The 19,749-nt window shown below is 61.0% G+C and carries 7 protein-coding genes; 2 read left to right on the forward strand and 5 right to left on the reverse strand.

Going from position 1 to position 19,749, the window contains the following annotated elements; translation table 11 throughout:
• Positions 1 to 577: 577 nt before the first annotated feature.
• Positions 578 to 10,474, forward strand: coding sequence for an amino acid adenylation domain-containing protein (locus tag ACSOSP_RS09665; protein WP_455306054.1), 9,897 nt, complete (start codon positions 578 to 580; stop codon positions 10,472 to 10,474).
• 3 nt (positions 10,475 to 10,477) lie between these two features.
• Positions 10,478 to 12,808 carry a condensation domain-containing protein gene (locus ACSOSP_RS09670; protein ID WP_455306056.1) on the forward strand — a complete coding sequence of 777 codons (2,331 nt, stop codon included), beginning with the start codon at positions 10,478 to 10,480 and terminating at the stop codon, positions 12,806 to 12,808.
• A 499-nt stretch (positions 12,809 to 13,307) separates the two neighbouring features.
• Here the strand turns inward: ACSOSP_RS09670 and ACSOSP_RS09675 are convergent, their stop codons facing one another.
• The 5 genes from ACSOSP_RS09675 to ACSOSP_RS09695 form a co-directional block, all read right to left on the reverse strand.
• Entirely contained in the window at positions 13,308 to 14,198 is an 891-nt protein-coding gene (locus tag ACSOSP_RS09675; RefSeq protein ID WP_455306058.1) for a hypothetical protein, read from the reverse strand.
• Between the two features lie 70 nt (positions 14,199 to 14,268).
• Positions 14,269 to 15,282 carry a cupin-like domain-containing protein gene (locus ACSOSP_RS09680; RefSeq protein WP_455306060.1) on the reverse strand — a complete coding sequence of 338 codons (1,014 nt, stop codon included), beginning with the start codon at positions 15,280 to 15,282 and terminating at the stop codon, positions 14,269 to 14,271.
• A 137-nt stretch (positions 15,283 to 15,419) separates the two neighbouring features.
• Positions 15,420 to 16,610 (reverse strand): SGNH/GDSL hydrolase family protein, encoded by a 1,191-nt coding sequence (locus ACSOSP_RS09685; protein WP_455306062.1) that lies wholly within the window; start codon positions 16,608 to 16,610, stop codon positions 15,420 to 15,422.
• Between the two features lie 490 nt (positions 16,611 to 17,100).
• Positions 17,101 to 18,741, reverse strand: a complete 1,641-nt coding sequence (groL, locus tag ACSOSP_RS09690; protein WP_455306064.1) for a chaperonin GroEL — start codon at positions 18,739 to 18,741, stop codon at positions 17,101 to 17,103.
• A gap of 105 nt (positions 18,742 to 18,846) precedes the next feature.
• Entirely contained in the window at positions 18,847 to 19,137 is a 291-nt protein-coding gene (locus ACSOSP_RS09695) for a co-chaperone GroES (RefSeq protein WP_031362728.1), read from the reverse strand.
• Positions 19,138 to 19,749 lie beyond the last annotated feature (612 nt).

Raw genomic sequence — 19,749 nt, forward strand, 5'->3', positions numbered from 1 at the left:
GGGACGGGCGCATTCTCACGCTGTGCCGGAACAAACCTGATCGGCCTGACGCGATTGCGCCGCGTGCGGCACCGAACACCAATCGTTTACCCATCCCCTCGAAGCAAGCCGCGTTAAGCGGACGTTGCGTTTGCTTGCAGACCGGCTCCCACAGCGAGAGCAGGTCGGGGATACGCCACGACGCGCCACGACGCGCCACGATGCATCTGCTTGCGCCCTATGGAGCGACCTGGCTCCCTTCCTCGTCCGAAACGTCGATCGTGTATGGCGTGCCCCTGTCCTCCCGCCACGTCCCGGATTTGAGCAAAAGTGCCCGACACGCTCCAGGCGCGCGAGCTTCTCGGCGCGATGTGTTGTTGCATCGTTGGTGTGTGCGACGACGAACGGATAGTTATGTCAAGGGCGATTAACTTTCTCTTACAGTAAATTTCACGTTCGAGGAACGGGTTAGGCGTGCGCAGCTTCGTGCTATTTACGCCTCCCGTGAACGGCCGCCGTCATATGTGCTAGCTGCGCGCTTATCGCCCAGGCGTAACTCAGTACAAGGCCTACATTCTAAAATATTGGAGAGCAGCAAATGTCACACAGAGATGGATATCTAGACGATTTGCCGAGCGGTCCAGGTGATGTACCCGGTGTGGCAGTGCGCTTCGATGCCGTATGTGCGGCATTTCGCAATCATCTTGCTGTGATCGATACAACGGGCGAAGAAAGTTATGCCGCCCTCAACGAACGTTCGGCCCGTCTTGCAACCGTCCTCGCCCGCATGGGACTGGAGCGAGGCGAGCGCTGCGCCATCATGGTTCCGCGCAGCCGCGACACGCTGGCGTTGATCCTGGCCATCCTGCGCGTGGGCGCCGTCTATGTACCGCTGGATCCGGCCTATCCTCGCGCGCAGCTCGATTTCATCGTTGCCGATTGCTCGCCCAAGCTCATCATCGCAGAAGCGGCGGCTCTCGCGAGCGTGGGCGACCTGAACGGCGTAGTGGTCGATCTGGCGGAGATCGTGGCATTGTCGGTGGCCGCCGATCCCGCTGCGCTCCAGGCATCCGGTGGCGACGACGCCGCCTACATCATGTACACCTCCGGCTCGACCGGCAAACCCAAGGGCGTGGTCGTGCCGCACCGCGCCATTTTGCGCCTGGTGCGTGGCCAGAGCTTCACTGACCTGACGCCGAAGACGCGGTTCCTCAACCTGGCTCCCCTCGCCTTCGATGCAAGCACGCTCGAAATCTGGGGTCCGCTCCTGAATGGCGGCTGCGCTGCCGTCATCAACGAGGTTCAGCCTTCGCTTGACGTAGTTGCGTCCGAAATTGCGCGGCTTGGCGTCACGAGCGCCTGGTTCACGGCCGGCCTCTTCAATGCGCTCGCCGACTATCGGCTGGAAGCGTTTGTACCGCTCAAGGAAGTCCTGACGGGCGGAGACGTGCTGTCGCCCGTTCACGTTCGCAAGGTCATGGAAGCCCATGCAGGCCTGCAGATCATCAACGGCTACGGCCCGACCGAGAACACGACTTTCTCCTGCTGCTACCGCATTCCGCGCGGCGGCGAGGCCCTGGCGAATGGCGACGCCATTCCCATCGGCGACGCTATCGCGGGCACGGCCGTTTATATCGTGGACGACAAGCTTGTTCCGGTTGGCGAGGGAGAAGTCGGTGAGCTCGTCGTGGGCGGTGACGGCGTTGCGCTCGGCTACCTGAATCGTCCCGAACTGACGGCGGAGAAGTTCGTCGACGACGTGTTTACCCCCGGTTCCAAGCTCTACCGTACCGGTGACCTGGTTCGCCGGCGCCCGGACGGGGCCATCGATTTCCTGGGTCGCAACGATCGCCAGATCAAGATTGCCGGCAAACGCATCGAGCTCGATGAAATCGAACATGCGTTGCGTGCGGCTCCCGGCGTCGCCGATGCAGCCGTGGCCGCGTTCGAAGGCCGCAGGGGCAAGGCCATCGCCGGCTTCGTGAAGGCTGATGCGGCAGCTCCCGCCGTCTTGCATGACGCCATCCGCGCTTATCTCAAGGCTACCTTGCCCGACTACATGATGCCGACGGAATTGCGTATCCTGCCGGCCTTTCCCCTGACGCCGAATGGCAAGGTCGATCGCAAAGCCCTGCTGGCGGGGCTCGATACGCCTGCCGCAGCAACGCCCGCACCGGAACCGATGGACGACGATATCGCCGGGAAGCTGGCTGCTGTGTTCGAAGAACTCCTCGGCAACCCGGTCGATCGCCGCGCGAACTTCTTTGACCTTGGACTGCGTTCGCTGGACCTGATGCGCGCGCACGCCATCATCGTGCGCGACGTGGCGGCCAAGGTCGCGCTGGTGGATCTGTTTCGCCATCCTAATGTCGAGGCGCTGGCCACGCATCTGCGTGCCACCCTCGGAGTGACGAAGGATGAGGCAATCAAGCCGCGCCGGGACACGCAAGGCGGTGCTATCGCCGTCATCGGCATGTCGGGACGGTTCCCGGGCGCACGCAATGTCTCCGAGCTCTGGGCCAACATCCTCGCGGGTCGCGACTGCATCACGCATTTCGATGTGGCGGAACTGGAAGACAGTTTCGACGACAGCGCTCGCCGCGAAGAGCGTTACGTCAAGGCGCGGCCGATACTCGCGGACGTCGACCGTTTCGATGCCGGCTTCTTCGGCATGCTGGCGCGCGAAGCAGCGCTGACCGATCCGCAACAACGCCTGTTCCTCGAGATCGCGTGGGAAGCGTTTGAAGATGCCGGCTACGATCCGGCCAAGATCGCAGGCGCTGTCGGCGTGTTCGCCGGCACCTCGATGAACACCTACTTCCTCAAGCACGTGCTGTCGGATCGCGGAGTCATCGACGAGTTCACGAGCCAGTTCCAGATCGGCGAGTATCAAAAGCTGGTTGGCGCCGGTGATTTCGTCGCCACCCGCACCGCGTACAAGCTCGGCCTCACGGGCCCGGCCATGTCGGTGCAGACGGCATGCTCGACCTCGATGACCGCAATTGGCATGGCGGTGGAGAACCTTCGCTCGGGACGCTGCGACATGGCGCTGGCCGGCGGCGTGTCGGTCACCTTCCCGCAAAAGCGCGGCTACTTCTACGAAGAAGGCGGCATGGGTGCGCCCGACGGCATTTGCCGCCCGTTCGACGCCAGCGCCAGCGGCACGGTGTTCGGCAGCGGCGCCGGCGTTGTCTTGCTGAAACGGCTTGAAGACGCCATCGCTGACAAGGACCCGATCTATGCCGTGGTCCGTGGTGTCGGCATCAACAACGACGGTTCCGACAAGGTCGGTTTCACTGCTCCCAGCGTCGATGCGCAGGCCCGCGCCATCGCCATCGCGCACGCCGAGGCCGGCATCGATCCGTCCTCCATCGGCTATATCGAAGCGCATGGTACGGCGACGCCGCTTGGTGACCCCATCGAATTCGCCGGCCTCGTGCAGGCATTCCGCCTGGGCGGCGTCGAGGGCGGCCAGTTCTGTGCCCTCGGCTCGGCGAAGGCCAATGTGGGACACCTTGACGCGGCCGCCGGCGTGACGGGTTTCATCGCCGCGTCGCTTGCGCTGCGCGACCGTGTCCTGCCGCCGCTCCTGCATTTCAATTCGCCCAACCCGGCCATCGACTCCGCGAGCAGCCCGTTCTTCTTCAACAGCGCGGCAAGTCCCTGGGCTGATGGCCCGGCACCGCGTCGCGCTGGCGTGAGCTCCTTCGGCGTGGGCGGTACGAACGTCCATGTGGTGCTGGAAGAAGCGCCCTATCGCGTCGATGCCGCATGTGATTCGCAAGATGCGCCGTCAGAGCAGTTGCAGATCTTGCCGCTGTCGGCAAGAAGCCCGGCAGCGCTCGAACGCGCCAAGGCCAATCTCGCCGGTCATCTGGTAGCCAATCCCGGCGTCTCGCTCGCCAACGTCGCCGCGACGCTGCAAACGGGCCGCCGCTCCTTCACCCACCGCGCCGTAGTCATCGCCGATAGCCTCGATCAGGCCCAGGCGAAGCTTCAAAAGGGAGCCATTGAAGCCCAGGCTCCTCAGGCCGCGCCCGCGGTGGTCTTCATGTTTCCCGGCCAGGGCGCTCAGTACCCGGGCATGGGAGCAGCGCTGTATCGGACCGAACCGGTCTATCGCGAATGGATCGACAAGGGCGCCGAAGCGCTGGCGCCGCTCGTCGGGCTGGATATGCGCACGCTGCTGTTGAGCGAAGCGCCGGAAGGCGACGACACGCCGCATCCGATCCGTTCGACGATCTACGCGCAACCGGCCTTGTTCCTGGTCGAATATGCGCTGGCGCAACTGTGGATCTCGCGCGGCATCAAGCCGACGGCCATGATCGGCCATAGCGTTGGCGAGCTGGTCGCAGCATGCGTAGCCGAGGCGATCAGCTTCGAAGATGCACTGACCCTGATCGCTCAGCGTGGCGCGCTCATGCAGTCGGCCGAACCGGGCGCGATGCTGGTCGTGCGCCTGTCAGAGGCCGATCTCCTGCGCATCCTGCCGGACGATGTCGACCTGGCAGCGGTCAATGCGCCAACGCTCAGCGTAGTGGCAGGCCCCTTCGCGGCTATCGAAGCTTTCGAGGCGACGCTGAAGGCAAGCGATATCGAGCATCGCCGTCTGCATACCTCGCATGCCTTCCACTCGCGCATGATGTCCGGCGTCGTGGAAGATCTTGCCAAGCTTGCCGATACCCTTTCTTTCGCACGGCCGAAGATCCCGTACGTGTCCTCCGTGACCGGCCAGTGGGCGGCGATGGATCAACCGGTGCCGGGACTTTACTGGGCCAGTCACTGCCGCAACGTGGTGCGTTTCAACGACGCGCTGACCACGGTGACGGCAGACGGCAAGCCGCTGTTCCTGGAAATTGGTCCCGGCCGGACGCTGTCGACCTTCGTCATGCAGGGTCTGCCCAAGGACCGCCATTCGGGCGCGATTGCGTCTTTGCCTGATTTCGCGCTGCGCGACCGCGAGCTTTCCGTCCTCGCCGAAGCGACCGGGCGGCTGTGGCTCAACGGAGTCACGCCGGACTGGAAATCCGTTCAGGCCGAAGCCGCCCGCCGCATTTCGCTGCCGGCCTATTCGTTCGAACCCGAACGGCACTGGATTGACGCTCCTGCAACCACTTCTTCCAACAACACGACCACGGCCGCCGCGACCATTGCCGCTCCCGCTTCGTCCGACGTTATAACCGACACTCCCAAGACCGCCATGACCCAAGCCGTCCAAATCGATCGCACCCCGCGTCTCATCGCTGAACTCGCGTCACTGCTCACCGAGATGTCCGGTGAAGCACCGGATACGTCCAACCCGGACGTGACCTTCTGGGATCTCGGTTACGACTCGCTGTTCATGGGACAAGTCTCCCGTCAGCTGCGCCGCCGCTACGACGTCACGATCAGCTTCCGGCAGATCATGAGCGACTACCCGACGCTGCCCGCGCTCGCGCAGTTCCTCGATGGCGCCTTGCCGGCTGACCCGGTGCCTGAAGCCGCGCCGGCCGCAGCCCCGGTCGCAGCCGTATCGGAAGTCGCAGCCGTACCGGCCGCTGTTGCGGGCATGGCCGCTCCGGTCACGACCTTCGCGGCGGCCACAGGCGACATGCAATCCGTGATCCGCGACCAGCTCGCCGCCATGCAGTCCCTGATGGAGCGTCAACTGCAGATGTTCCAGGGCGTGCCCGCGGCCGCTCAGCAGCCCGCAGCGGCAATCCAGGCTCCGGCCCTGACCGTTGCGCTCAAGTCGGTCACGGCTGCCGTGGCGTCCACCGCTCCGCAGATCAACTTCGACGAGAACCGCCCTTCGCGCTTCACCGCGTACAAGCCAGGCGCTTCGACCTCGGCGGCGATCACCGATGTCCAGAAGGCTTTCATCGGCGATCTGTCGGCTCGCTACTCGGCGAAGACCGCGTCGTCCAAGTCGCGCACGCAGTCTTATCGTGCCGTGCTTGCCGATCCGCGCACCGCCAGCGGCTTCACCGAGGACTGGAAAGAGCTTGTCTATCCGATCGTCGCCCAGCGTTCCAAGGGTTCGAAGATCTGGGATATCGACGGCAATGAATATGTCGATGTGGTCAATGGCTACGGCCAGACGGCGTTTGGCCATACGCCGGATTTCGTGGTTGAAGCAGTCAACAAGCAGATGGCGGAAGGTTTTGCCATCGGACCGCAGTCCCCGCTCGCGGGTGAAGTCGCCCAGATGTTCGCCGATATGACCGGCCATCAGCGCGTGACGTTCTGCAATACCGGTTCGGAAGCGGTGATGGCAGCCATGCGTCTCGCGCGCACCGTGACGGGCAAGGACAAGGTCGTCTGCTTCGACGGCGACTATCACGGCCAGTTCGACGAAGTCCTCGTCAAGCCGGGCAGCGAAGCGGGCGTCCCGCGTGCTTTCCCGCTCGCCCCCGGCATCCCGAAGAACTCGGTGGGCAACATGGTCGTGCTGCCGTACGCCCGGTCGGAAAGCCTGGAGTGGATCAAGGCCAATATCGACGATATCGCCGCTGTCCTGATCGAGCCGGTGCAGTCACGCCATCCGAACCTGCGCCCGAAGGAATTCGTGCAGCAATTGCGCGATGTCACCGCAGCCAATGAGTCCGCACTGATCGTCGATGAAGTCGTCACGGGCTTCCGCGTCCATCAGGCCGGCATGCAAGGCTACTGGGGCATCAAGGGCGACATGGCGACGTACGGCAAGGTAGTTGGCGGCGGCCTGCCCGTCGGCGTCCTCGCCGGCAGCTCACAGTACATGGATGCGCTCGACGGCGGCCAATGGCAATTCGGCGACGCGTCGGTTCCCGAAGTCCCGCCGACCTTCTTCGCGGGTACGTTCGTGCGCCATCCGGTGGTGTTGGCCGCGATGAAAGCCGTCCTCCTGCACCTCAAGGAAGCCGGCCCGGCACTGCAGGAAAACCTCGGCGTGCGCATGAGCGGCCTCGTTCAGCGCATCAATGCTCACCTGGAAAAAGTCGGCATTGCTGCACGCGCCGAATCGTTCTCGAGCTGGTTCTATGTCAGCCTCTCGGGCGAAGACCGCTTGGGCAGCCTGTTCTACCCGTACATGCGCTACCTCGGCGTCCACATCATGGAAGGCTTCCCCTGCTTCCTGACGACCAGCCACTCGGATGAAGACATCCAGCGGATTGGCGATGCGTTCATCGAAAGTATCGACGCGCTGCAGGCCGTCGGCATTCTTCGCGGCAACAAGGACGCTCTGCCGACGGCAGCTGAACCGAAGCCGCTCACCGAGTCTCCGCTGACCGAGCCGCAGAAAGAAATCTGGATGTCGGCGCAGTTGGGTAACGAAGCATCGCTCGTGTTCAACGAATCGTTCACCCTCGAACTGACGGGCCACTTCAACGAGGCCGCTTTCGAACGCGCCTTCGCTGCGACGATTGCCCGCCACGATGCGTTGCGCGCTCGCTTCTCGCGCTCCGGCGACAAGATGTTTGCAGACGCGGCAACCACGGTTCCGCTGGAAAAGTTCGACCTTTCCGGCCACGCCGATGCGGCTGGTGAACTGCAGACTTTCATCGATGCAGAAGCGCGCGAAGTCTTCGATCTGACGCGTGCTCCGCTGGTCAGCGCCGCGCTGGTGCGTCTGGAAGCTCAGAAGTGGGCCTTCGTGTTCACCGCCCATCACATTGTCTGCGACGGATGGTCGATCAACATCGTCCTGCGCGACCTGGGCGCCCTCTACGCGGCCGAGATTTCGGGCAGCAAGGCCGAACTCGACGAAGTGCAAAGCTTCCTCGCTTTCGCCAAGGCGCAGGATGAGGCCGGTATCGAAGCAGAGACGCGTGACTTCTGGCTGAACCTGCATCGCGATCCCGCTCCGCAAATCGATCTGCCGGGCGACCGTCCGCGCCCCGAGCTGAAGAGCTTCCGCGGCGCCTCGACGACGCGTCATGTAGGAGCACCGCTGCTCAAGCAAGTGAAAACCGCTTCGTCGAAGCAAGGCTGCTCGCTGTTCGCCACCCTGTTCGGTGCCGCGCAAGTACTGTTTGGCCGTCTCTCCGGGAATGACGATGTCGTGATCGCCGCCCCGATGGCTGGTCAGTCCCAAGCGGGTGAAGCGCTGCTGGTCGGTCACTGCGTCAACTTCCTGCCGCTGCGCGTCAAGTTCGACCGCGAGAAGCCTTTCGCTGCTCACATGAAAGCTGTGCGTGATCACGTGTTCGATGCGGGCGACCGTCAAAACTACACCTACGGCGCACTTGTCCGCGACCTTGGTATCAAGCGCGACTTCAACCGGCTGCCGCTGACCGAACTGCAATTCAACCTGGAGAAGGTTGACGAACAGCTCGACATGGCCGGCGTCGCCACGCACTTCACACCGAACGCGAAGGCATACAGCAACTTCGATCTGTTCCTGAACGTGATCGAATCGGTGGAAGGTCTTCGCATGGATTGCGACTACAACACCGACGTCTATGACGAAGCGACCGTGCAGCGTTGGCTCGGTTACTACGAAACCTTGCTTGGCGGCATCGCCCAGAATCCGGAAACGGCGATCGCAGCACTGCCTTTGATGAACGAAAGCGAGATTCGCCATCTTCGCGACGAGCTGAACGCCACGCAGCGTGACTTCGATCTGTCGCAGACGACCCCGGCGTTGATCGCAGCGCAGGCCCACCAAACTCCCGATACGACGGCCGTGTCGGACGAGAAGGAAAGCCTGGCTTATGTCGAGCTCGATGCACGCGCCAGCCAGATCGCCCGCAGGCTCGTAGCAGCGGGTATCGCACCGCGCGGACGCGTCGCCATCGCGATGGACCGCACGGCCATGACCGTGGCTGCCATGATTGGCGTGTGGCGCGCCGGTTGCGCCTACGTGCCGCTCGACATGACCATGCCGGCTGCGCGCCTGAGCCAGATCCTCGATGGTGCCGGCATCGCCGCCATCCTCAGCGATGCTGCCATCCGCACCGTGCTGGAAGCGGGTGAACATCGCGTGCTGGAACTGGAAGCGCTGCTTGCCGAAAGCGACGACGAAGACGTGACGCTGCCCACCGTGTCGGATGCGGATTCAGCGTACGTGATCTTCACGTCGGGCTCGACGGGCAAGCCGAAGGGCGTGGAGATTGGCCATCGCGCACTGAGCAACTTCCTGTTGTCGATGGCGCAAGCGCCGGGCTTTGATGCAAGGGACCGCATCGTGGCAGTCACCACGTTCTCCTTCGATATCTCCGGCCTCGAGCTGTTCCTGCCGCTGATCGTGGGCGGACAGACGTTCATCGCGGGCCATACGGAAGTGCGTACCGGCTACGAGCTGGTGACGCGGCTGAAGGATGAAGGCGCCACGGTTCTGCAGGCGACGCCATCGCTCTGGAGCATGTTGCTCGAAGCCGGCTTCAAGGTGCCGAAGGGCTTCAAGATCCTCTGCGGCGGTGAACCGTTGCCGCGTGACCTCGCCGACAAGCTGCTGGCGACCGGCGCTGAAGTGTGGAACCTGTATGGCCCGACTGAAACAACGATCTGGTCGTCTGCGTCGCGTGTGGTTGCGAACGGGTCTGTGGTTCTCGGTTCGCCCCTCGCCAATACCGACCTGCACGTGCTGACCGACGACCTGCATCTGGCGCCGGAAGGTGTCACGGGCGAACTGTGGATTGGTGGCGAAGGCCTGGCAAAGGGCTATTTCAACCGCGCCGATCTCACCGATGCCGCTTTCACGCAGGTTGCTATCGAAGGTGCTGCACCGCGTAGGCTCTACCGCACGGGCGACCTTGCCAAGCGGCTCGCCGATGGCTCGCTCCTGCATCTCGGCCGTCGCGACCAGCAGATCAAGCTGCGCGGCTTCCGTATCGAGATCGAGGATATCGAGGCTGCCCTGCGTAAGGCGCCTGGCGTTGCAGCGGCTGCGGTTGCCCTGCGTACCGTCAACGACAGTCCTCGCCTCGTGGGCTACATCGTAGAAGCTGCCGCCGACAAGACCGACCTGGGAACAGTCGCGGCGCATGTTGCCGAACAACTGCCGGCCTACATGGTGCCGAGCCTGTGGATGACGCTGGCCACGCTGCCCCAGACCGGCAATGGCAAGCTCGACCGCAAGGCCCTGCCCGTGCCGACAGCGGACATGGTGGCCACACCTGCTCGCCAGCAGCACGCGGCGCTCAAGGTGGTTCCGGCGGCCCCCGTGCCGGCCGAATCCGGCGCCACGCTGATCGAAGTGCCGGCTGCCCCGGCTGCTGCGGCACAACCGGCAGCCATGACGCCGACGCAGGCCAGCATTGCTGCAATCTGGGGTGAAGTGCTCGGTCTCCAGCATATTGGAGTCGACCAGCCGTTCTTCAGCCTCGGTGCCGACAGTCTCCAGCTGTTCCGCATCGTTGCACGGATGAACGAGCGCGGACTGGGTGTGGATGCCCGTCAACTGATGAAGAACGTCTCGATCGCCCAAGTGGCGGCGGGCATTGACAGCACGCAGACGACCGAGTTGATGGAGGCTAATGCCGTGGCCAGGCCATCGATTCTCAACTTCAAGCGCAGACACGCAGAGGGAGTCTAAGTCATGAACGCGATAGCTTTGAGTATCGCCCCTGCTGTCGAGATCGAAGCCGGCTACGCGCTGTTCCCGGCAAGCGCCTGCCAGGTCCGGTTCTGGCAAGAGCAGAAGGCGTCGCCGCAGGCCTCCGCGCTCAACATCGCCTTCCGGCTGCAATTGTCGGGTCCGCTGAAAGCCGCGAGCATCGAAAAGGTGCTCGGCGAACTGGTGGCGCGGCACGAAATATTGCGTACCGGCTTCGTGGTGACGGGTGCGGGGCTGCGCCAGCAGGTCTGGAGCCATGTGCCCTTCCGGCTTGACGTGGTCGATCTCACCGGTCTGGAGGAAAAGGCCGGCATTGCGGAGGCCGAGCGTGTGGGCGGCCAGCAGGCCCGCACGCCCTTCGAATTGTCGTCGCCCTCGTTCTTCCGGGCGGTGTGGTTGCCCAAGTCGGTCACGCAAGGCGAATTGCAACTGACCTTCCATTCGCTGGTTATGGATGGCTGGTCTTTTGCAATCCTCGTGCGCGAACTGGTGGAAGGACTGGCCGCGGTGCATGCCGGGGTTGATCCGGACTACGCCGAGGTCGATCTTCACCATGGCGACTACGCGCTGTGGAAGGAAGAGTTCCATGCAAGCGGTGCGCTCGATCGCGCTCGCGCCCATTGGCGCCAGGAGCTTCAGGATTTCAACCGCTTCGACGTTCCCGGCGATCGTCCCCGGCCGCAGGAGCGGCGCTTCCAGGGCGTCATCCGCTCCATCCTGTTACCCGCCGCGCTGAGCGACCGCCTGATCGCGGCTGCCAAGGCCCAGGGCGTAACGCCGTTCAGCGTGGCCGTTGCCGGCCTCGCGATGGCGCTGCAACCGGCCGCCGGCCAAACCCGGGTGGCCATTGGCACCCAGATGTCGGTGCGGGACCAGCAGGAGCTCGAGGGGGTGGTCGGACCGCTCATCAACACGGTGATCCTTCGCCTCGACGTTCCTGAAAACAGCAGCATTGCCGCCGTCACGGCGCAGTGTGGCGCGAAGCTCAGCGACGCTATCGAACATCTGCACTTGCCGTTCGAAGAGATGATCGAGATGTCCGGCCAAGCTTCCGCCATGGATCGCCCGCCGCTGTGCTCGGTCAACTTCGCCCTGCAGCAAAGCTTCGTCGGCCTCGGCGATGAAGTTCGCCGGCAGGATTTCGCCGCGACGACCTCGCCCTCCTTCAACGCGGGCGCGCTCTACGACCTCAGCTTCTTCATGGTGCGGCGCCCGGAAGGCTGGCGCATCTCCTGTGAAGGCGACACGGACCTCTATGATGTCGAGACGATCGACGGGTATCTGGCCAAGTGGCGCGGGATGCTGGAAACCGTTGAAATCGAAGCGAAACTGCCGCTGGCGCCCGCTCCCGGAAACGAGACCTTGACAGTCGCGGGAGGCGTCGGTCTCAGCGGGTTCATGAGTCAAGCCGAGCTGGAAGCGAAAGCGCGCAATATCGTGCGATTCAACGAGGATGCGCCGGGAACGCCGATCATCGTGCTCAACAACACGGCGGTGCTCTACGAACTGGCTCAGCAAGTCGGCAATCGGCCGATCATCGACATCCCCATGATTCCGGACGGGGAGCCGCGCGAGTTCCCGCAGCGTGCTTTCCAGGATGTCGCCGCGGATGCCGTGCGGCTGATCAGGCTGGCCCGGCCAAAGGGCCCGTATATCCTCATGGGGCTCTGCGTGCTGGGTGCGATGTGCCTGGAGGCAGCCCATCAGCTGCGGCGCGAGGGCGAAACGGTGGAACTGGTGATCTTCAACGATTCCTGGTGCCCCGGTTATCGCGAGGTGATGCCTTGGTACGACAAGCAGTTGCGCAAGCTGCAGGTGCGCGCGGACAACATTCCGCGTGACTTCCGCAAGGCCATGCGCGGCGAGACCTCCATGGTCGCTTTCCTGAATCAGTATCGGATCGTTCGTACGCTTGGCATCGCAAAACTTGCTCTCAAGCTCGGCTTGATCAAGGGAAGTGCTTCAGAGCATTTGATTGCCGAGAATCGCTGGTACATCGAATATCTGCTGGATCAGCAGACGCGTTACCGTCCGGCTCCCTATGACGGCGAGGTCCAGATCTTCCGCAGTGCCCAGGTGCTTAACGGGCGCCTGTTCGCCCGCGACCTGGGATGGGGTTCGGTGGTAACGGGCAAGCTGGTGGTCACCGATGTTCCGGGCCTGCACGACCAGATCTTCCGGCCGGCAGGCACAGCAGTTATCGGCAAGCAACTGCGTGAGCGCCTGGAGGGTGGAGTCGGGGCTGAGACGGTTGAAGCCGGTCCTGGCGAGCAGGACGCTGCGGCAGCAGTTCTGAACCATGCCGAAGCTTAAGGCCGCTGATGGGCTTAAGGCCGCTGAGGGACTTAAGGCCGCTTAGGTGGACGCCTCCCGGGGTGCAAGCTGGTTTTGCACCTCGGGTTTCAGCTCAAGGCAGCACGCTTATGCATGGCATCGTCCCGTTTGTTTGCCAAAGATAGGGTCTACAGCGAGCGGCGGGGCGTGATTGATGAATGGGTGCATGCGTGCGTGCCCGCTCGAATGGCGCAGCGGCGTCGCTTAACAAGCGTGATGTATCGGGTTCCTAGCTGCATGCGGTTCTGGCAGCCCAGCGGCGGTATTCGCACGTAACGTCGCGGCGACATGGCCATGCTCGAGGCCGACCCCAATGTGGGAATACACGCTGCCGGCGAGCGATGTTGCTTATCCATTGAAATCGATCGCACGGCTGTATCGGGATCGCTGCGACTCGCGCCAACGATCCTCCTCCAGGCAATACCGTGATGCGGCGCCGTACGCGCCACATCACTGACATTCAATCCGGCTATGAGCCTCAGCGAACCCGTTCAAGATTGCGAACGATACGCCTGCGCACGGGAACAACGACCTTCATCACCGATGCCTTCGCATTATCGGTACCGGGGTTCGCACCGGGCGGATGAGGAACTACACCGAGTTTGCGCAGATAGTGATTGGCTGCAAAGATACGGCCACGGGCCCGGCTCGCGTCGGTCTCATACACGAACGCATAGGAGACGCTGCGCTCCGCGCCGGTTTGAACCCAATGGGGCGAGTCCTGCGGTTGATGAAAACCAATGCCGGGCGCAAGGTCGAAGACATGTTCGAGGCTCTTGTCGCGCGTGGCCAGATCCAGCTGGCCGATCTCGACTTTGCCCTCCACGTAAAAATCCTCGAGCTCATTTTCCCGAACGGCGCTCGGAGAATATACATGGTAGTGCTTAGCACCCTCGATCTGGAAAAAGTGATTGATTTCCGGATCGAAATGGAACGGGGTGGTCGAGGCGGCGGCGCTGACGAAGATGGCCGATTCCCGCCGTACGATCTTTTCACCATTGAGACCGCCGCGCAGTTCGATCACTTTTTCGAACATCTGGTCCAACAGTTCCTTAAAAGCTGGGTCGTAATTCTCGGGCCGCTTCAAAAGCAAGCGCATCGGCCCTGAGGAAAACTGAGCAAACGCCTGATCCGGCGTCAGCGGCTTCGCTTTGACATCAAAGAACCTGGTTCCCGGCGTGGGCGCCGAATTGGAGACGTAGTAATCCTCAGGTTTCTCACCATACTTCTTCGCCAACTCCGCTAGTGCCTCCGGCTGGAACATCGGCAACTGGTGCAGATAGTGCCTGAAACTGAACGGCGTAGTGTTGAACGCGGTCTTGTAGACAGCTTGATCAATGGTCAGCAGAGCATCAGCAGAAGGTGTCATGGTTGGAAATCCAAACTGGGTGAGACAACGTGGCAAACGCAGCATGAACCGATGTTTATGGCCAGTCAGGTCAGCGCCTGACTAGCCGCCTAACCGCAATCAACGGTGCTTTCAATCTGTTCACTGGCGTGTGGACGACTTCCGAAAAGCTTGTTGGATTGCGGTGTTCCATCGTCGACATGAGCTTCCACTTCAAGCCGTCGCGCAATGGCGAAACCCCTGGCGGCAAGGGCTTTAGACCCATCCTGCGCAGAAAGTAGTTAGCCTGATAAACCCTTGCACGTTTCTCGAGAGACTTCATGCAGTAGTTAATGCTGATACTCACCGAGATGTTGTCGCCGTTCTTTACCCAGTGGGGCGCTAATGACGGGTGATGCACTACCTCGCCCGGGCCGAGCCGAAAGACAGTACCGCGATCCTGCATTTGCTGGCGATAGAGCACAGCATCGAAGTTGCCGCTGTAGTAATTTTCGACCTCCTCATCCGGCACCAACTCGCGATCGGTCGCAGGGAAAAGACATACGTCCTTCGAGCCCTGCACCTGGAAGAGGAAGTTGGTTTCGTGATCGAGATGAAAAGGCGTTGCGATATTCGGCGAGGAGAGCACGAGTGTCATCGTTACCCAGGTCATGTCCTCGCGCAGCGGAAAGTCAGACAAACTTTCAAGCTCGGATGTAATGACATCTAGAACTTGAGCATACTCGGCGTCATACACCTGCACCCGAACCAGCTTGATCCATGTGCCGTTTTCACCAAGATGGGAAACCGTCTCATCCAGCCGTTCCCTCTCCTGCACGGCGCTCAGTTTTGCAACTGTAGAGCCATAACCGAACTTCGTCCCTATAGAGCCATTCTTGAAGTTAAGCGCACAGTAATTACCATTGTCCTCAATCATCCGTTTGGCGAGTTCAACGATTCTAGGGATCTCGAATAATCCGCTCCGATGCAACGTATGATTGAATTTGAAAGGATGTAGATTAAAATTGTTTTTGAATTCTTCCCCGCAAGCCTGAAGAATTTTGTCCTCTGAAGGTAAATGGCGTGATGCACTATCCAACGCAGTATCATCGGTAGGCACAAACATGATGCACCTTCGTGTATTTGAGGACCTTGCTTCTAGGCTACTATTCTGCTTGTCGGCCACATGTGCGTTGACGAACATCCGCATCCATTTCGGCCCTCCTCTCCACTCGAATATTCGTTATAGTTTACAGTTTTGCTTCAATTAGATAACGTGCCGGCGGCGGGTTGCGCTTCTGGGCGCGAAGAAAAGGATGTGGGCAATGACGACGCTGATCGCGCGCTTGCATTAAAGCTCGGTTGCAGAAAGTCGATGACCTCGGCATCTGTAATCGGTTGGAAATGCAATCCAAATGCTGCATTCAGGGAAGCCACAAGGTGCTGCGCCCAGAGGGTATTCCAGACTACCCCGGCATGACCGTCAGAAAGAACAGCGTTGTGCGGATCGTCGCCCGATGTATTGGTAATTTCCCAGCCCGATGACAGATGAACCGTCTTGTAAAGCGGGCGGCCTTGGTCGTCACGCGTGCCCCACAGGCTGCTGAACCAGGCGCGATCATCAAGAAAGGCAACACGGCGATTCGATGCCGCCAGCTTGCGCAAGCCATTGTCGAATAGATCCATGCCGGCGTTGATATTCGCTATCTCTTTGGCGGATTGCCAACTGTCGAAGTTGACCGACCAATCCGCATTGCTGAGCACGCCCACAAGCGCGATATACGTATCCGGATGCTGCCTGCGGATCAGGGCGACTGCCTCGCCGATTTCACCCATACAGGCGTCGATCAACGCCCTGGGATGCGGCGCAGCCGGGTCCCGGGACAACTCGTCCAGGACGTCGTGCCCGCCGACATCGTTGACACCGATCCGGATCAGCACAATGCCGTCTCGCCAGGCTTGTGGCTCTGTGTTCATCAAGTCAACGAGACGGACCGCCTGACGCAGCGGATGTCCCATCAATTGGCTGCAGGAAGCGCCGCTGACGGCAAAATTGTAGCGGTAGTCGTCCTTGGGAGGCGTCCGGGCGAGCAAACCGAAAGCTTCGTCGAAATAGGCGCGATACCTGCCGGTTCCCCAGGCTCCCCATTCGCCGGAGTCGATCTGGTTGCCCCTCAGTCGAGCCAGGACCTCGGTCCACTGCCAGGTGGTCGCGCGATAGGGTCCTCCTCGCAAGCTTGGATCTGCCAACATCAGGCTGTCATGGAACGACTGACTGTCGGAATCCCCGAGCACAGCAAATCGTACGCTGCCAGCCGGCGCGGCCGACCCGGTTGCGACTGCGGCGGGCGCGCGGCGGAACGGGTAAGGCAAGGCCAGCTTGACAAAAATCAGGCCGGCTATGGTCAGTGCACCGCAAACCGCAACCACCAACATTTTACGAAAACGGGACATAGCCCTGCCACCCTATCCAATGAGATCCGACATGTACGGTGTGCCTATCTGGCGCCGCTACCTGGACCCCAGATTCTCAACAACGGCCTTAGCGACTCCGCCAGCGCCATATCCTGGCTTCTAATGGTGAATCGACAGGTGCCGGCCACACAGGCCGGTTTCACGCTCACATATGCTCTTTCATAAAGCAAGTGTAGGGCTTCGTTTTTGCTGGAATCAAGGCGACGGTTCGCGCGAGAGACTTTCTGCAAGATGTAAAGCGTTGTTATGGCAGGCATATGAAGCGCTTTACGTGCGCGCTCCCTCACAATTTTGCTGACTCTGGCCTTCATCCGGTAAATACAGGAAATGCGCTTTTAAGCGGATGTTTCCAGCTGGGCGCACCACGTAAAAAAACCCGCGTCGTTGCCGACGCGGGTTTTTTTCTTTGGGTGTTCGCCGGGCTCCCGAAGAAGCCCGCGTCGCCCTGTAATTCAGGCAAGGCCCGAAATTACATGTCCATGCCCATACCGCCCATGCCGCCGGGCATACCGCCGCCCATCGGAGCATCGTCCTTCGGCAGTTCGGACACAGCGCAGTCGGTCGTCAGCAGCAGACCTGCCACCGATGCCGCGTTTTGCAGTGCCGTACGCGTCACCTTGGTCGGGTCCACGACACCGGCTTCCACCAGGTCGACGTACTCGCCCGTTTGCGCGTTGTAGCCGAAGTTGCCCGTACCTGCTGCAACTGCTGCCACCACGACGCTGGCTTCTTCGCCGCCGTTCGTGACGATCTGGCGAAGCGGCTCTTCCATCGCGCGCAGCACGATCTTGATGCCGGCGTCCTGATCTGCGTTGTCGCCCTTCAGGTCCTTCAGTGCCAGACGAGCGCGGATCAGCGCAACGCCGCCGCCGGCCACGATGCCTTCTTCCACAGCTGCGCGCGTTGCGTGCAGTGCGTCTTCAACACGTGCCTTCTTTTCCTTCATTTCGACTTCGGTCGCAGCACCAACCTTGATCACTGCAACGCCGCCAGCCAGCTTGGCGACACGTTCCTGCAGCTTTTCACGGTCGTAGTCCGACGTCGCTTCTTCGATTTGCGTGCGCACTTGCTTGACACGCGCTTCGATGTTCGATGCTTCGCCAGCGCCGTCGATGATCGTGGTGTTTTCCTTCGCCACTTCGATGCGCTTAGCCGAACCCAGCTCAGCCAGCGTAGCCTTTTCCAGCGTCAGGCCGGTTTCTTCCGCGATAACTTGACCGCCGGTCAGGATCGCGATGTCTTCCAGCATGGCCTTACGACGATCGCCAAAGCCCGGAGCCTTCACAGCAACGGTCTTCAGGATGCCGCGGATGTTGTTCACAACCAGCGTAGCCAGAGCTTCGCCTTCGACATCTTCAGCGATGATCAGCAGCGGACGGCCAGCCTTCGCAACTTGTTCCAGGATCGGGAGCAGGTCACGAATGTTCGACACCTTCTTGTCGTGCAGCAGCACGAACGGGTTTTCGAGGATCGCGGTTTGCTTTTCCGGCGTGTTGATGAAATACGGCGACAGGTAGCCGCGGTCGAATTGCATACCTTCAACCACGTCCAGCTCGTCTTCCAGCGACTTGCCGTCTTCAACCGTGATCACGCCTTCCTTGCCGACCTTGTCCATTGCTTCAGCAATACGGTCACCAATCGACGAATCGCTGTTAGCCGAAATCGCGCCAACTTGAGCGATTTCCTTGTTCGTCGTGCAAGGCTTGCTGATCTTGCGCAGTTCTTCGATAGCAGCGGTCACTGCCTTGTCGATGCCGCGCTTCAGGTCCATCGGGTTCATGCCCGATGCAACGTACTTCATGCCTTCGCGGACGATCGACTGGGCCAGAACCGTAGCTGTCGTCGTGCCGTCGCCGGCGTTGTCGCTGGTGCGGGAAGCAACTTCCTTCACCATTTGCGCGCCCATGTTCTGGAGCTTGTCTTTCAGTTCGATTTCTTTAGCGACCGAAACACCGTCCTTCGTGACCGTCGGGCCGCCGAAGCTGCGTTCCAGAACCACGTTGCGACCCTTCGGGCCCAGCGTGACCTTGACCGCGTTGGCCAGGATGTTCACGCCTTCAACCATCTTTGCACGGGCGATATCGCCAAATACGACTTCTTTAGCTGCCATATTCAAACTCCTTGATTCGTTTCAGTTTTCTGGCTTTCATGAGGCCAGGCGAGAACCGCTTGAGCGGTTCGATCGTCCGGCCGGAAAAGCCAAATGGGCGTGAATTTACTTGACCAGAACGGCCATGATGTCTTCTTCGCGCATCACGAGCAGTTCATTGCCGTCGACCTTGACGGTCTGACCAGCGTACTTACCGAACAGCACGCGGTCGCCCACTTTGACGTCGAGGGCGTTTTGCGTACCCTTGTCATCGCGCTTGCCCGGGCCGACTGCCAGGATTTCGCCTTGATCCGGCTTTTCAGCTGCGGCGTCGGGGATGATGAGGCCCGAGGCAGTCTTGGTTTCCTGATCCAGACGTTTGACGATGACGCGATCGTGCAAAGGACGAAGGTTCATACACACTCCTCTCTAACTGAGACTATAAAAACGCGGGAAACCCGTCCGGCGGCTCACAGAACCACCGGCCGGAAAACTGTTAGCACTCTCGTGCGACGAGTGCCAAGTATATGGCACACCGCTCGGTAAATTCAAGAAGGGATATCGGCGAGGGACGAGAAATATGTGTCGAGCCGTGACAGGCCTCGGATCTGGGGCTGCGCGCTGGAGACGGGAAGGCGCCGATCCGGCAGCTCCATGTCCTGGAAAACAATGACTTGCCGGCAAGACTAACTAGGTAATTACCCTCATTTGGCCGATATGCGGATACTGAGGAAGATTGTCGAGCAATGACCTGGAGCGCAGTTGGATAGTGCATTTCGGACAATTGGCGTAAAAGACGCCTGAGCATCGCCGGTCGGGGATGAACGTCACGGAAGCCGCATTGGGAAATACGGCGGCATAACTCCATCGAACAACGAACGCTGCACTTTGCGACAGACGCCAAGAGGAACCGCGATCTCTCCTTGAATAGGAATGTCCTAACGAGAGCCTGATATTTTGATTTTACTTAGTTTTGCTACACATTCTCCCTGCTCAGTCGCCGCACTCGACCGTAATTGTGTTTAAACA

This window comes from Caballeronia sp. KNU42 (genome assembly GCF_053760385.1).